Here is a 14,516-nt window from a genome sequence, read left to right on the forward strand (position 1 = left end):
TTAAAAATTAGCTAAATAGCGACTGTAATCAACGAGTAAACTACGCGACATTTCATCTGCTTGTTTTAGACGGGCATGTTTAAAAATAGAACGTCCTGGTTTAGAGTTAGCTTCGAACATCCAAATATTCCCTTTCTTATCGATACCTATATCTAGACCGAGTTCACCTAGATTCGTGCCATAAGCAAACTCAATCGCATTGGCTAAGCGAATAGAAGCTTCACGAACGCGTTTTTCTAAAGTGTGATGCTGTTCTGGGAATAGAGTCTCTAGTAGTTCTTTACCTGGAATGATCCTTCCTCCAGTGCGAACGTGGGTAGTGACACTTCCAACACCAGCTACTTTGGCAGCTATACAGGAGACGACCCAACTATTTTCCACGTTTTTATGCAAATGAACTCGGAAGTCAAGAGGACGATCTGAATAGGTGCATAAATCAATGCCTTGCTGAATCAAGTAGTTACTTGCTCGGCGTGTTTGAAACACATGCTGATACAATTTGGGTAATTTCTGAAAGCGTCGGGTGACGTTACCTGCTCCGCTATGGTAAGAGAGCTGGTATCCCTTTGTAAGTTGCTTTATTTTTAATATTCCATACCCGAGACTACCATCTTTCGGTTTTAGATAGACCATAGAATATTTGTCAAGCATGCTTTTTAACATGGTGAGTGTAGGAGCTACTTGAGTTTCTGGAATGAACTCATTTATTTCCGGCATAGGATACAAGCGTTGATGAACGCCCCATTTGTCAAAGAATCCAATATTAAACATGGGAACATAATTTTCATTGGCTACGCGAGATTTAAAATCCTTGACGGACTCCTGGCGCTCCGCTGCACGAGAGGGAACGCGATCATACAATACATCTGGCATGGCAGTCCAAAATCTTTTCCATACGTACTGCCCCTTATTAGAAGAGCGCAAGAACCAGCCGTATACTCGATTAGATGACCAATCTACATCATTGGGTGAAAAGATAAAGTAATAGACCCCTTTTCCTTTCTGAGCAGACAATAATTTTTGAAAAAAGCCAGATCTAGGCCCAATAGGTGCTCTACCTCCATCGCGTATACCTGTGGTGATGATACCGATGGATGGGCCGACGCGAATTGTTCCATCTTCGTATTTTAAATGGATCATACCGGTATGAGGGATGGATAAGGCTTCTTTTAGTGGTGATGTTACTTTGACTAGATTACCGGATTTTTGCTTTTTATCTTCAATAATGATTCCATGTACCGTTATTTGCCCGTGCGAGAAAGCAACTCGTTGTCGATTCTTAAATCCCCAGTCCCGACATAGATGGGAAGGGAGCACGATGCCTTTGATACGGGAGTAGGTAAGAAATCGTAACCGTACTGAGATGGTTTCCATGTACTCCTAACCTCCTATACGCTTATTCAAGAGATATTCAGCGTATTTTACTGGCTGTGCGACCGAATGTAATCTGGCATTCCCATCTTCAATTTGGCGGAATACCGTGCGACCTGGTCGTGAATTTACTTCAATAATCCATACATGCCCTTGCGTATCGACCCCTACATCTATTCCCAGCTCTACCAAACGACCATGATTTTTTTCTAAAAAAGGGGGAAGGAGTTGAGCAAGCATACCCACTTCCTCTATGATTTGATTACATAAGTCATGTGGATAATGTTTCAGAAGGAAATCTTCTAATGGTACGGCGATTCCCCCACCGTGTAGATTAGAGGTAATGCTTTTTTTCTTCCCTACTCGTACAGCCTTTCCGGTTGTTGTCCAATTGCCTCTCCCGTTTTTCTGGACTAAAATACGTATGTCAAAGGGTAATCCATCTGTGGTGTGTAGGCTCAAATAGGGTTGCAAGATGTACTTACGTCCCGTTGTTATCTTTTTAATACAGGTGAGAAGACTTTTTTTAGTGCGCAGGGTTCGTGTAAAGGGTTTATTATCCCGAGTTCTACCTATCAGTTCATACCCTTTTTTTACAGAAGAGATACGAATTACTCCACTACCATGGGTCCCAGCCATGGGTTTTATAATGACAGCCCCTTGTTCAGCCAGACTTGTTTCAAGAAGAGTAGGGTTAAAGAGTTGTGTCTGTGGTAACCATTTTTGTAAATCGTTTGATTTTATCAGCATGTTGTACACTTGCCATTTTCCCGATAATCCACGACCTAAGAAAGTGATTTTTGGATCATTTTGCAAGCGTTCGATAATCGGTCTATATTTAGCCACATGGGGTCCCATAAAATACCGATCATAAATTAATTGTGGAAAGGGAATTTCTATGCGCTTCCAAATTTGTTCGATGAGTTCAAAACCTATTATGGTACGTGAGGTAAAATCAACCTGACGAGGAGAAAAGACGACTATGCGTATACCTAGCTTGCTTCCAATACGTGTTAAGGTGGTATAATAAGACTTTTCCCGGAAGGTTGGCTGGTTTGGCGATCCTTTGAAAATGGCCATAATTCCTAATGTTTTTTCTTGATTTCTCATTCTGATCACCTACGCTGTCTTATCTGTTCTTCTTTCTATAAGGTGGTGTTTGACAGATTGGTTGGGTAAAGCCATGTAAAAAAGCGGTGTAGTTTACTAAATGTCGAACGGAAGGTCTTGCCTGTCGGGGAACAGTTTCGTTTTCGCGCAATCGTAAACTGGTAATACATTTGGATGGTTTGCTGTTAACCTCTAATAGCCAAACCTTTCCGTTTGTATCAATACCTAGATCAATACCGAACTCTGCGAATTCACCTTGTAAAGCGTATTCTAACCGTTCAGCGATGAGCAGAGCTACTCTCTTGAGTTTGGGAATAGTTGGCTTTTTATTACGGTTCCATGGGCCACATGTTCGCAGGGCCTGTTTAGCAGTCATGATACTACCACCGCGTGCGACGTTTGAGACAATAGAATTTTGACCCGTTCGAGCAACGATGGAGGTGGTTGCCCAAATGCCTCGATTGTTCTTTTGTACCAAAACGCGAAAATCGGTTGGATTGGAGTCGATACCAATAAGGTTTAAGCCTTGTTGTAAAACATAAGGTTTTCCTTTACAACGCTTACGTAGGAATTTTTGCAAAGAGTAGAGATTTTTTTGCCTTAAGGAGACTACCTTGCCTTTTGATACAAATCGAACACCGTATTCACCATTTGCTTGTATCAGGCGAAAAATACCCTTTCCCAAACTGCCATTAGCCGGTTTGGCGTACACGATACGATGGGTTTGTAGCATAGTTGATAGCTCACCGTTTGGGCTAAATAACGTGGTTTTTGGCAAATAAGTGGAGACGGCTACATCATTGCGTAGGGCTTTATGGACCTGCCATTTGTTTAAGAAACGCTCATTAAAAAAGGGGATCTTCAATAATTTACAGCGTTCCACAAAATCTACTACCTTTTCACTCTGCTCTCGTTGTCGAGAAGATAGTCGATTGTAGATTGAATGGGGGAGCGGAAGAGTAAGGTTCTGCCAGAGATCTTTCTGCCTAACGAATGCGGAAACCGTTTTATTCTCCCAATCAACGTCATCTATGGAAAAGATACAAGCGAAGCCACCTTTCTGATTGAACGTATCAACCACTTCATTAATAAAAGAAGAGAGGGAACCAAAAGGCTCTTGTTTATGACCCTGTTGATAGCTAGTGAGTAAAATCCCCAAATAGGGGCCGAAATAAAGCGTTTGCTGTTGAGAATCATATCGCATGAGAAATTTGGTTCCGGTAGGAATATGGAGAGCACGAACAAGGGAAGGACACATAATGACATGTGAAGCCTGATCTACTCCTGTAACGTTTGCTTGCGCCTTTGATACGCCAAAGCAAACGGTGATGGAGACACCTGAGGGAATGTCTAGACTCTTCATGACATGAAGGGGGAGCTGTAGATCAGACCGTGCTTCTATGGGTATAGATGCTTCAATGATAGTGCGAACATATGACATGATGATCCCCTTTCCATAGGCGTTAGGTTAGTCTATCTTATGAGTTTTAAAAATAATTGGTTCCAGATAGGAGTAGAAACATGAATGCTTGGATAACATTACTTCTCAATGTAGGGATTGGCTCAGCTATTGGTGGCATCACGAATGATCTGGCTATCCGTATGCTGTTTCGCCCACATCGTGAAAGAAAAATAGGCAGATTTCGGGTTCCATTTACTCCAGGACTTATCCCAAGACGGCATCAGCAAATCTCAATTGAAATGGGAAAATTGGTGGAGAGTCACTTGCTAACGAGAGAAGGGGTTAGACAGGGACTACGAGCAGCAGGAATGGAACAGAAGCTTATTCAAATAGCAGAGAGTTTCATGCAAAAATGGATAGCAAGTGATGTAACCTTTCGTGAGCTAATCGAAAAATTTATGCCAGGTGCATTATTAGATGGAGATAAGCTAGCTTCACAAATGAGAAAAGGCATATATTCAGCCTACGATGCTCGTGTAACAAATTGGCTAAAAGGCATAGAAGGCAGGACCGTAGAGTCATTACTACCCACGGAAATTTTGGATAAAGTGGAGGTACTTGTAGATCAATTTGGAGAGATGTTGATTAGCCGATTAAAGGACTATCTACAAGCACCAGAAGGTCAAGCTCAGATTCAAGCGTTGATTCGTCAATTTATAGGGGGAAGCGGAGGTATGTTTGGCGGCTTAGTGAGCATGTTCTTAGGGGACGAAAAGCTAGTTGCCAAGATTATGCCACACTTGGAATCCATTCTAAGCAACCCACAGCTTATTGATAAATTAAAATCGACGCTTCATGTAGAAACGAATAAGCAATTGGAGCGCCCGATAGGTGATTTCCTTGACATGCTGAGCCAAGAAGAATTGGACAAGTGGAAAGAGAAGCTGTTCGCTAAAGGTGAAGAGCTAGGAATTGGTTTGTTGGACAAGCGTGTGGGAGAGATGCTGAGTAACTTCGAGGAAAAAATATCTACATACTGGTTACCAAGAATCGCCCATTGGTTTACAGTGAAATTAGAGGAAAATGTTGATAGATTGTTCGACTCGCTTCATATCAAGGAAATTGTTACGAAACAAGTAGAGGGATTTCCGTTAGAGCGTTTAGAGGAAATGATAATTGGTATTTCGGGTAGGGAGTTCCGCATGATTACAGTACTTGGTTTTGTACTGGGAGCAATTATTGGACTTGTGCAAGGTTTACTTAACTTTTTAACGTAAACCACTGGAAGGTATGTAAGAGGGGGGCAAGTAATGAAGAGAGTACCCTTTACCAATGGAAGAAATAAAATTTTGGTGGGGCATCTTCCTCTTTCGTTATGGTAGAGAATATTTATTTTGAAAACAAAAGCGATTTGCCAAATTAATGACAAATCGCTTGTTTTCTCTTAAAATCAATATCTCATTATTTTTACATTCCTGATGGCTTTTGTGTCTTGGATGTAGGTACCTCGTTAGGAACTCCAATTCCAGTAAAGCCGAGAATGACAGTAATAACTGGACACAGTAGACAGAAGAAGGCATAGGGCAAATATTCCAAGGTTCCTACTCCTAGCACTCCAGTTAAGAAGACCCCACACACGCTCCAGGGAACTAGTGGATTAACTACTGTTCCTGCATCTTCTAGCACACGTGACAAATTTTTACGGGCTAACCCTAACTTTTCGAAGCTTGGTAGAAAGGCTCTTCCCGGTAAAATAATGGAGAGATATTGCTCCCCAACTAACACATTGATACTGAGGCTTGACATGGCGGTAGAAAAAATCAATCGCCCACGAGTTTTCACAAATTGCTGGATACAGGAAACCAAATTAGAAATCACACCGATTTCATATAGGATCCCGCCCAAGCCTAACGCTAATAAAATAAGCGAGACAGAAGAAAGCATGCTTTGAAGACCCCCACGTGATAGTAGAGAATCCACTGCAGCTTGTCCTGTTGTTGAAACAAAGCCACTTTGCATAATCGTTAATAGAGAGACCAACGATTGATTTGGTTGAGTAATCATGATCAATAATAAAGAAGATACAATGCCTACAAATAGAGCAGGTATAGCTGGAATCCGTTTGTAAGCCATAATAAATAAAAGTAATGGTGGCAGGAACGTGCTCCAGTGAATAAACGAACTCATTTCCAAGCCTTTGCGCATGGTTTCAAAATCTAGTGGAACTTGGCTAGTAACAGTGCTTCCTAGGTAAAAATATAGTACTAAAGAAATGATAAAAGCAGGAATGGTTGTCCACAGCAAATGACGAATATGTTCAAATAAATCTACTTTTGCGACCCCAGGAGCCAGATTGGTTGTATCTGACAACGGAGACATTTTATCTCCGAAGAATGCTCCAGAAATAATCGCACCTGAAATCAATGCCAGATCAATTCCTAACAATTTACCCATTCCAAGAAAGGCAACACCGATAGTAGCTACTGTCGTAAAGGCACTCCCAATACTAGTTCCAACGAGTGAACACATAATAAAGACTGTAACCAGAAAGTAGTTAACGGAAATAAGAGAGAATCCGTATAAAATCATGGTTGGAATCGTACCGCAGGCAATCCAAACCGCAATTAATACCCCGATCAGCAAAAAAATTACTATAGAAGGTATACCAGAAATAATTCCTTCCCGAATTCCTTTATCCATTACCTTCCAAGGTATTTTTCTACAAAACCCAAAGGCAACGGAGATCATGATGCACAATAAGATAGCGATTTGTGGAGGAGCCTGCAGATTGAGCACTAGATAACCAATCACCACCAATAAAATGAGAATAAGAGCGAGTGAATCTGGAATTTTTGTCCAAGTAGATGATGGTTGATGCTGCATCTGAGTACCTCCTTTTTCTGTTATTGGTAAAAAATGTTTAGTGTCACTTTAACGCTTATACGCTTTCAAGCACTAAAGTTAACTGTTTATAAAATTATTTTACCTGAAAAATAGAAAGTTTACAATTAGGTTAAAATAATTTTTGTTTTCTGTAAATTGTAAGGGTTGTAACCTCTATTTCATTTCTTACAACTAATGGGGCGAAACAGGTAAAGTCAAAAAAACATTGGTCAGACTTTTTTGATTCGTCATTTTATTTATAACTAGTAAATAGATGGAGGAAATCGAGAGTTTGGTAGTTGTTTCATCCTTTGGTTTTGGTCATAATACTACAATGTATAATGCAGAAGAAAGGTGATGAATATGTGGAAAGAATTTCGTGAATTCGCGATGAAAGGCAACGTCGTAGATTTGGCGATCGGTGTTGTGATAGGAGGAGCTTTTGGTAAAATCGTTACCTCTCTTGTTAATGATTTAATTATGCCATTAGTTGGTTTACTCTTAGGACGTATCGACTTTTCTAATCTATTTATAAATTTATCGGGGGATCATTATAATACGATAGCAGAGGCAAAAAAAGCAGGTGCAGCAACGCTTAACTACGGTATGTTCCTGAATTCTGTTTTAGATTTTCTCATTGTAGCCTTTAGTATTTTTATTGTGATTAGACAGTTAAATAAACTGCGTAAGAACAAGGAAGAAATAAAAAAAGAAGAAGCAGTTACAACCAAAGAGTGCCCATATTGCATTTCTAGCATTCCTTTAGAGGCAAAGCGTTGTCCAGCATGCACCTCTCAATTAGTGGATGGACATCCATCAGCGTAAAAGCTAAGAGGAACATGTAAGTAACCAAAGATTGTCAGTTTAAAAGCAAATCTGTTACACTACTTACAATACATTCTATTAAAAAAGCGAGGGAATACTGTGAATTACGATAAAGCACATGAATTGGCACGTGCCATTAAAGATAGCGACGAGTACAAAACATTTCTTACAGCTCAGCAAAACGTGAGTGCAGACCCAGATGCTAGTCGCATGCTAGCTGATTTCCGTCAAAAACAATTTGAATTGCAAATGAAACAAATGAGCGGACAAGAAGTGGGACAAGAAGATATTGAACAAATTCAAAAGTTGTATGAAACGGTTCAGATTCATCAAGATATCCGTAAGGTGCTTGAAGCAGAGCGTGTTCTTGGGCAAATTATGGAAGATGTTAATCGCATCATTGCTGAGCCTCTACAGGTTTTATACGGTATTGAAAAGTAATTTCTGTTTGTAAACGAAGAACTAACTGAAATGAAATGCATTTGTAATTGGTTTGTAACATTCCTGTAATATTAAGGGGATATGATAAAAACATGATGAAAACCCCCTTAAATTATATACGTGATTTGGTGTAACGGGCGCCGTTACACCCTTTTTTTTTGTCTAGGCATGGGGTAAAATTGTTGCAAGGAGCCTTTTTAAGTTAATGAAGTGCATACACGATACGACTCGTATGATGATCATATAGCATTTTTCATTGGTAAAAACGGTAAAAAAAGGGCAGGTGGCTAACTTGGCAACAAAGCATGAACAAATCATACAACATATTGATCGCCTTCCCATCGGAACTAAGATTTCTGTCCGACAGATCGCCAAGGATCTCGAAGTAAGCGAAGGAACGGCTTATCGAGCGATCAAAGAGGCGGAAGTACAAGGATATGTTAGTACCATTGAACGGGTAGGAACCGTCCGGATCGAGAAAAAGCATAAGGAAAACTTTGATCGTTTAACTTTTGCCGAAGTAGTAAATATTGTGGATGGTAGTGTGTTGGGTGGTAAAGAAGGCTTACATAAGACTTTACATAAATTTTTGATAGGTGCCATGAAGTTAGAAAACATGGTCAAATATATTCAACCTGGTAGTTTATTAATTGTCGGAAACCGAGAGCAGGCTCATCGACTTTCCTTACAAAACGGTGCTGCTGTATTAGTGACAGGTGGATTTGATACGAGTGAGGAAGTTAAAGCGCTAGCAGACGAATTGGAATTACCGATTATTTCTACGACGTACGATACATTTAGTGTGGCTTCTTTATTAAATCGCGCTATTTATGACCGTCTCATCAAAAAAGAGATTGTCATGGTAGAGGATATTGTAAAACCATTGGATGAGGTTCCCGTATTATTGCCTACAGATCAAGTGAAAAAATGGCATTTGTACACAGAAAAATATAAAGAGACACGCTTCGCTGTAGTGGATGAATTTCGCCGGCTAGTTGGTATTCTTACATCTAAAGATATCATAGGTAATGAAGACAATGTTACTGTGGATAAAGTGATGACACGTAGCCCAATTACAACGTCACCAAGGATATCTGTTGCTTCCGCCGCTCATCTGATGGCGTGGGAAGGCATCGAATTGTTACCGGTTGTGGATAATTTCAAAAAGCTACTGGGAGTCATCACACGCCAAGAAGTTCTGAAGGCCTTGCAATATATGCAAAAACAACCGCAATTAAGCGAAACCTTTCCCAATATGATCATGAGTCAGTTCCGTGAAGAAAAGGATCGGGATGAAGTAACCTATATCGGCGAAGTAACTCCTCAGATGACCAATCATCTGGGAACGATTGCAAGTGGTGTATTGACCACAGTCATGACAGAAGTAGCCTGTAATGAATTGCGCCGTCATCGACGTGGAGATATGGTGCCAGAGAACATTACCGTATATTTCTTAAAACCAGTTCAGATTGAAAGCCAGTTAAAGATAAAACCGCGTTTGCTAGATGTTAGTCGTCGCTTTGGGAAGGTAGAGGTAGAAGTGTTCCACCGCGATCAAATGGTAGGAAAAGCAATGGTTACAGCGCAGGTTCTGGAAAGATAGTGCAGATTATAGCAAAACCGGAGCAAGGAATTCATATCCTTCTCCGGTTTTTTGCGCTGTGGAAACATGAAATTTTGGGGATTGATAGAAGTAGGAACTACCGTTCTTGCTAAAATCAAATGAGCATGTGCCAAGAATCTCTTACATACGAAAACCCATATACGTTACACCTGCGATGAATAACATAAAGATCACTACAAGTAATTGACAAAATCCTGTACCAGAAAGGAAAAAACTACCCAATTTCCATTTTCGTTGATGCGTAATATAGTTTGGCGGAGCGGAGGGCTCTGGCTTTGGTAACTGGTCCATATAAGCTGTGACATCTAATTTTAAAACGCTAGCGTAACTTTTCACAAATCCTTGGACATACACTTGATGAGGAATTTTAGAAAATTCTTCTTGTTCGATTGCCTCCAAATAAGACAAAGGGATATTTGTTTTTTTATGAATATCTTCTAGGCTTATCCCTTTTGAAATCCGTGCTTCTTTCATAACGAACCCAATTCTCTCCATACAAATTGCTCCTAAACAAAATTCTCGCATGTTTGCATACACACTTATGAACAGGCCTGATTTTCTACTCATTATATGACGAGTGAATCAAACCTCCTGTTACATATGTCCCTAAAAAAAATTCAAACATTCTCCATTATATTGTTTTATGAGTAAAAGAGGTAGAAGATTTTTATATTTATGTTAAGTATATTGATTGTAAATATTAATAAACGTTACTACATTTAATTCGTAATAACAATAGTAAAAAACCCGACATTCTTTTCAACTTGGAAGGAGTGTCAGGTTTTCGTTGCTTTATATAGCTTTTTATTTTAGTGTCTCCGCTACTCGTAGCCATTCTTGTTTATTTCGGATATAGTGTTTCGCACCAAGCACGAGATTAATAATACCTACCAACAACATTACCAAAGCAACACCTATTCGAACGGCATCCAAATCTTGAAAGGAAAATTGATTGAGACCAAATAAGATGAGCAGGCAGCCTAAGGAGATATTCATTTTTCCAAGTGTCATACGGGATTGCAATGGATGAAGACCACGGCGACGAGCGTTAATGCTATAGTAGACTCCCATGATGAGGGAGGCAATCATGCCGGTAAAATAAATAGCAAACCACATAATGTAACACCTACCCTTATTTTTTAAAATTAAAAAATCAAGACCTTTGTATTATAGCATACTTATTGACGGAAAAATCCGCATGTTCTTACAAGTTATAGCTTTCTATTACACGAATAAAGGTTCGCCTCAATAGCTCCTTCGGGTATAATAGGGATATACGAAGATCAGTAGGATAGGAAGGAGCAAGATGATGACAGCATCCTTCGTTCATTTACATGTGCATAGCGAATTTAGTCTATTAGATGGGGCCGCACGGATTGAGCAATTGGTGGAAAAGGCTGCTGAGCTTAAGATGCCAGCCTTAGCAATTACAGACCATGCTAATCTATACGGAGTCATTCCTTTTTATAAAGCATGTCTAGATAAAGGCATTAAACCCATTATTGGCATGGAAATTTACCTAATTGACGGAGATTTGCGTGATCGGGTAACACGACATACCAAGGCTCCCTATCATTTGACGTTACTAGCAGAGAACGAGCAAGGCTATAAAAATTTAATTCAGTTATCTACGATTGCTCATACAGAGGGAGCGCAAGTGCTACCACGCATAAATCGGGAAAGACTAAAACGATATACAAATGGCCTGATTGCTCTAAGTGGTTGCACAGAAGGAGAGATTAACCAGCTATTATTAGCGGGCGATTTAGAGGCAGCGAAACAAGCTGCCGGCTGGTATGCAGATATTTTTGGCCCACAGCACTTTTACTTGGAACTTCAGGATCATGGAACAGAACAAGAACGTCGTCTGAATCAACGTGTATTAAGATTGCATGAGGCGACACAAATTCCACTAGTAGTCACAAATAACGTGCATTATGTGGAAAAGCAGGAGGCAGAGCTACACGACGTTCTGCTGGCTATTGGCCAAGGTGTAACAATTACAGATGCTAACCGAGCTCGCTACGAGACGGAAGAATATTATCTTAAATCAGCTGAAGAAATGGCTAGTCTGTTTGTCTACGCTAAAGAGGGACTACAAAACACTCTTCGTATAGCAGAGCGCTGTCGGGTGGAGATTCAATTAGATCAGCACATTTTGCCACGGTTTCCGTTACCAGAGGGAGTGGAGGCGGAGCAATATTTGCGCAAAATATGTGAAGAAGGGTGTGTCAAGCGCTACGGTGCCCTACATGCTGAGGTGCTGGAACGCCTTGATTATGAACTATCTGTTATAACAGGGACTGGCTTTACAGATTACTTTTTAATCGTTTGGGATTTTATGAAATATGCTCACGAGCAAGGAATAGCAACTGGTCCGGGTCGAGGATCAGCGGCAGGCAGCTTGGTCGCCTACGCTCTTTCCATTACCAATGTAGATCCGCTTGCTCATAATCTGCTATTTGAGCGCTTTCTCAATCCAGAGCGCATTACTATGCCTGATATCGATATTGACTTTGCGGTGGAGCGTCGTGATGAGGTTATTCATTATGTAGCTGACAGATATGGTCATGATCGGGTAGCGCAGATTATTACTTTTGGTACACTTGCTGCAAGGGCTGCTGTTCGCGATGTTGGCCGGGCCTTGGGATTGTCACTTGCTTTGGTAGATCGCGTAGCGAAAATGATACCACAATCTCCGTCTATGACTTTTGATAAAGCATTCAAGCTTAACCCTGACTTAGAGCGATTAACGGAGGAGAATCGGGATGTAGCTAAGCTCATCCGGTTAGGGCGCGGGCTGGAGGGATTACCGCGTCATGCTTCTACCCATGCGGCTGGTGTGGTCATTTCACGTGAACCTTTAACAGAATATGTTCCCTTGCAAGAAGGTAGTGAGGGGCTATTACTTACACAGTTTCCAATGGATATTTTAGAACAGGTCGGTTTGTTAAAAATGGATTTTTTAGGGCTACGCAACCTGACCATTATTCAGGAAACGTTAAAGGAAATGAACCGTCAGGGCGTTCCATTGTCATTAGACTCATTGCCGATAGAGGATGCAAAAAGCTTTGCGATGTTAACTCGTGGTGAAACAACAGGGGTGTTTCAATTGGAATCGGCGGGAATTCGCAATGTGCTTCGAGATTTAAAGCCAACCTGTTTGGGCGATATCGTCGCTGTTCTTGCCTTATATCGTCCAGGTCCTATGGAAATTATCCCGGATTATATCAAAGCCAAGCATGGTAAAACTCCAGTGCACTACGCTCATCCCGATTTGGAGGCGATTTTGCAAGAGACGCATGGCTTTATTATTTATCAGGAGCAAATCATGCAGATCTCTTCGAAAATGGCTGGATTTACTCTAGGTGAGGCTGATATTTTACGGCGGGCCGTAGGGAAAAAGAAACGTGAGCTATTGATGGAACAACGTGAGAAATTTGTGGCAGGGAGCATTGCTCAAGGATATGAGGAGCAGCTTGCCAATGAAGTCTATGATCTGATTGTTAAATTTGCTGATTACGGTTTTAACAAAGCCCATTCAGTCGCGTATGCGATTATTGCCTACCAGATGGCGTATTTAAAAGCGAATCATTCATTAGCTTTTATGGCTTCTTTACTATCGATGTCGATTGGTAGCCAAGGGAGGATTGCTGAATATGTAGAAGAAGCAAAGCGCCTACGTCTACCAGTGCTCCCTCCTTGCGTAAATGCTAGCGAAGCGTTATTTAGCGTAGAGCCTGATAAACAGGCGATCCGCTTTGGATTGGCTGCTGTTAAAAATGTAGGTTACGGTGCTATCGAGTCAATTGTCAAAGAACGGGTAAAAGCTCCGTTTTCGGATCTGATTGATTTTTGTTCAAGAGTAGACAGTAGATTAGTTAACCGCCGTGTGATTGAGTCTTTGATTATTTGTGGTGCGTTGGATTCATTGCCAGGTCATAGGGCTCAGCTTTTATTGATGCTTGATGAAGCGATGGAGAAGGGTGGTACACGTCGAAAAGAAAAAGAGGCTGCTCAGTTAAATTTGTTTGCATTTACAAGTGAAGCCACCCGTGATGATGAAGGCAATCATCGAGAGAAGCTAGAATATCCAGAGGTACCTCCCTTCTCTCATATCCAAAGCTTACAAGAGGAAAAAGAGCTGTTAGGTGTCTATCTGTCTGGTCATCCACTCGATCCCTATTCTTATCTAACACAGCATAAGGAAGTAAGCATGATTCCCAATCTGGATGATTTACCCCATCAGCATGTGGTAAAAATTGTAGGGATGATTACAGAAGCTAAGCGAATCCAAACAAAAAAAGGCGACCCAATGGCATTTCTACAGGTAGAAGATAAAATGGCTCAAGTAGAGGTTGTTGTTTTTCCGAAAATATTCCAATTGGCCCAAACCTTTTTATACAAGGAGTCAATCGTTGTTATTGAAGGACGAATAGATCGTCAGGGAGATACACCTAAATTGATCGCTAACAGAATCTGGGACGGAAAAACATTGCCCAAGCCACAGATGGAAAGTGTATTATTTATTAAAATCTCTCCAGAACATGAAAGAGACGATGCTCTGGTTCGTTTAAAAGAATTGTTTACTAAACACAATGGGCTGACCCCAGTTCTCCTTTATTACGAACAGAAAAAACAAATTTTACGCCTACCAAACGAATATCGAGTAGAAGCAAATACGGAAATACTGGAGAAAATGAAAGAAATAGTGGGAGATGAGTGTGTAATTCAGAAAGAATTGCCCATAAATGGGGGAGGATGAACGAAGTCCTCCCTTTTTTGCGCTTTATAGCAGGTTTACAGTTGGAAATGATTTGATATAATGAACAGTAACGGCGTTTGAGTGGTCTGACCACT

At 40.7% G+C, this 14,516-nt stretch carries 11 protein-coding genes; 5 read left to right on the forward strand and 6 right to left on the reverse strand.

Translation table 11 applies throughout. The annotated features are described in order from the left end of the window. The 3 genes from ACQV1I_RS05140 to ACQV1I_RS05150 are packed head-to-tail and all read right to left on the reverse strand — an operon-like array spanning position 1 to position 3,922. The gene (locus ACQV1I_RS05140; protein WP_094700649.1) at positions 1-1,374 is read right to left on the reverse strand and encodes a YheC/YheD family endospore coat-associated protein; all 1,374 of its coding nucleotides are present in this window, start codon (positions 1,372-1,374) and stop codon (positions 1-3) included. Positions 1,375-1,380: 6 nt separating this feature from the next. Beyond that, positions 1,381-2,481 carry a YheC/YheD family endospore coat-associated protein gene (locus ACQV1I_RS05145; RefSeq protein ID WP_018671462.1) on the reverse strand — a complete coding sequence of 367 codons (1,101 nt, stop codon included), beginning with the start codon at positions 2,479-2,481 and terminating at the stop codon, positions 1,381-1,383. A 19-nt stretch (positions 2,482-2,500) separates the two neighbouring features. Beyond that, a complete protein-coding gene (locus tag ACQV1I_RS05150; RefSeq protein ID WP_116332983.1) occupies positions 2,501-3,922 on the reverse strand; it encodes a YheC/YheD family endospore coat-associated protein in 1,422 nt (473 codons plus the stop codon). 80 nt (positions 3,923-4,002) lie between these two features. Here ACQV1I_RS05150 and ACQV1I_RS05155 point away from each other — a divergent pair, with 80 nt between their 5' ends. After that, positions 4,003-5,160, forward strand: a complete 1,158-nt coding sequence (locus ACQV1I_RS05155) for a DUF445 domain-containing protein (RefSeq protein WP_116332985.1) — start codon at positions 4,003-4,005, stop codon at positions 5,158-5,160. A 190-nt stretch (positions 5,161-5,350) separates the two neighbouring features. Here the strand turns inward: ACQV1I_RS05155 and nhaC are convergent, their stop codons facing one another. Further along, the gene (nhaC, locus tag ACQV1I_RS05160; protein WP_116332987.1) at positions 5,351-6,766 is read right to left on the reverse strand and encodes a Na+/H+ antiporter NhaC; all 1,416 of its coding nucleotides are present in this window, start codon (positions 6,764-6,766) and stop codon (positions 5,351-5,353) included. Between the two features lie 363 nt (positions 6,767-7,129). Here nhaC and mscL point away from each other — a divergent pair, with 363 nt between their 5' ends. The 3 genes from mscL (at position 7,130) to ACQV1I_RS05175 (ending at position 9,635) form a co-directional block, all read left to right on the forward strand. Then, on the forward strand, positions 7,130-7,591 hold the full coding sequence (mscL, locus tag ACQV1I_RS05165) for a large conductance mechanosensitive channel protein MscL (RefSeq protein ID WP_116332989.1): 462 nt from the start codon (positions 7,130-7,132) through the stop codon (positions 7,589-7,591). A 99-nt stretch (positions 7,592-7,690) separates the two neighbouring features. Then, entirely contained in the window at positions 7,691-8,032 is a 342-nt protein-coding gene (locus ACQV1I_RS05170; protein ID WP_018671457.1) for a YlbF family regulator, read from the forward strand. A 292-nt stretch (positions 8,033-8,324) separates the two neighbouring features. Continuing rightward, on the forward strand, positions 8,325-9,635 hold the full coding sequence (locus ACQV1I_RS05175) for a DRTGG domain-containing protein (protein WP_116332991.1): 1,311 nt from the start codon (positions 8,325-8,327) through the stop codon (positions 9,633-9,635). A 141-nt stretch (positions 9,636-9,776) separates the two neighbouring features. Here ACQV1I_RS05175 and ACQV1I_RS05180 read toward each other — a convergent pair whose 3' ends face one another. Further along, complete coding sequence (locus ACQV1I_RS05180; RefSeq protein WP_018671455.1) at positions 9,777-10,151, reverse strand: helix-turn-helix domain-containing protein; 375 nt, start codon at positions 10,149-10,151, stop codon at positions 9,777-9,779. Positions 10,152-10,460: 309 nt separating this feature from the next. Further along, positions 10,461-10,772: a YtpI family protein gene (locus tag ACQV1I_RS05185; protein WP_162932798.1), complete on the reverse strand. Its 312-nt coding sequence runs from the start codon at positions 10,770-10,772 to the stop codon at positions 10,461-10,463. 190 nt (positions 10,773-10,962) lie between these two features. On the opposite strand from ACQV1I_RS05185, the gene ACQV1I_RS05190 reads away from it, so the two are divergent. Next, complete coding sequence (locus ACQV1I_RS05190; protein WP_116332993.1) at positions 10,963-14,421, forward strand: DNA polymerase III subunit alpha; 3,459 nt, start codon at positions 10,963-10,965, stop codon at positions 14,419-14,421. The last annotated feature ends 95 nt before the right edge of the window (positions 14,422-14,516 follow it).

Origin of the sequence: Brevibacillus sp. JB24b, assembly GCF_051713385.1 — a bacterium.
Lineage (GTDB): Bacteria > Bacillota > Bacilli > Brevibacillales > Brevibacillaceae > Brevibacillus_B > Brevibacillus_B laterosporus.